This window comes from Paenibacillus germinis, assembly GCF_013141785.1.
GTDB classification, from domain to species: domain Bacteria; phylum Bacillota; class Bacilli; order Paenibacillales; family NBRC-103111; genus Paenibacillus_E; species Paenibacillus_E phytorum.
Genome location: NZ_WHOC01000099.1, coordinates 1 through 1,408 on the forward strand (window position 1 = coordinate 1; position 1,408 = coordinate 1,408).

The window sequence follows — 1,408 nt, forward strand, 5'->3', positions numbered from 1 at the left end:
CTTGTGCTTCTTGTGCTTCTTATTCCAGAAAAGTCTCATTCTCCTTAGGATATACCAGTCTATCTTGGCTAGGAAGCCATTAGACTTCTTCCGATCGACATCCAGATGAGCGTAATAGTTGCGCCATCCCTGAATCATCGGATTAAGTATTTCCATCATCAATTTTAGTGACCATTGGAGTCGGCCTCTTGGAGACGTTTCTTCTTTCACACGCAGACGTATCTTCTTCATCGCTTTCTTTGATGGAAAACTTCGAAGGGGATACATAACTCCGTTTTTATGAAGATACGGCATTTTTCGATGGTGAAAACCAAGAAAGTCAAACCCGTCTTCGTTCTTCCATAGACGTACTAACTTCGATTTACTAGTATTCATCGTTAGTTCCAGTTTTCCAAAGATGGCCTTAAGGATTCGAATTGATTCGAGTGCCTGCGGTTTGAACCTGCATAGAATGACTAGATCATCAGCATACCTAACCAGTTTTCCAAGATGAGAAAAACGCTTTTCCCAAATCGTATCGAGGTAGTTTAAATAGATATTGGCGAGTAACGGAGATATCACTCCACCCTGCGGACTTCCGATTTCCGTTTTGTGCCAAATCCCTTCCTTCATCACACCTGCTTCAAGCCATTGCCTGATTAATTTCAGGATGCGCTTGTCACAGATACGCTCTTCTACCAGTCTCAATAGTTTGCTATGCGAGATGTTATCGAAATAGCCCGTAATATCTACGTCGACTACCCAATTAACAATTCCCCCATTGACGCTATCTCGAATACATTTGATGGCATGGTGTGCCGACCTCTTTGGACGAAATCCATAAGAGCAATCTTTAAAATCCGCCTCAAAGATGCCTTCGATCACCATTTTTGTTGCCATCTGCACAGTTCGGTCTCGGATCGTCGGAATTCCTAATGGACGAGTTTTCCCATCCGGTTTAGGTATCTCTTTCCGCTTCACAGGGGATGGCTTGTACGTCCCGTCCACCAACTGCTGCCTGATTTCTTCGAAAAAGGTTTCTTCACCGTATGCTTGGACGATGGACTCAATCGTTTGTCCATCTACACCGGCACTGCCTCGATTCTTCTTCACTCGCAACCATGCTTCCCGCAGGACGTCTTTCCGGAATATTTTATCGTACAGAGCATGAAACTTGCGCTTAGGGTTGGCCTTAGCCGCAAGATAGAGGGTATTTTGGAGTCGTCGAGCGTTTTCATTGGTGCCGTTAGCCGTATGTTCGGCATTCACTTGCTCTTACCTCCTCAAATTCCCATGAACGAAGTAGGGAATTGCCCTTCCCTCCCCGGGGTTATGTTGTCCACCGGATCCACGGTAGTATGGCCCCTTCCGACTCCCTTCCCGCAACTCGCCACTTCACCTTTGGGGCTTATAGGTCTGCCGTTTACGA

General features: G+C 45.9%; 1 protein-coding gene. It reads right to left on the bottom strand.

Annotated elements, in window-relative coordinates; translation table 11 throughout:
* A partial coding sequence (gene ltrA, locus GC102_RS20590; protein ID WP_171691195.1) for a group II intron reverse transcriptase/maturase occupies positions 1 to 1,248 on the bottom strand: 1,248 nt, incomplete at its 3' end.
* Between the last annotated feature and the right edge of the window lie 160 nt (positions 1,249 to 1,408).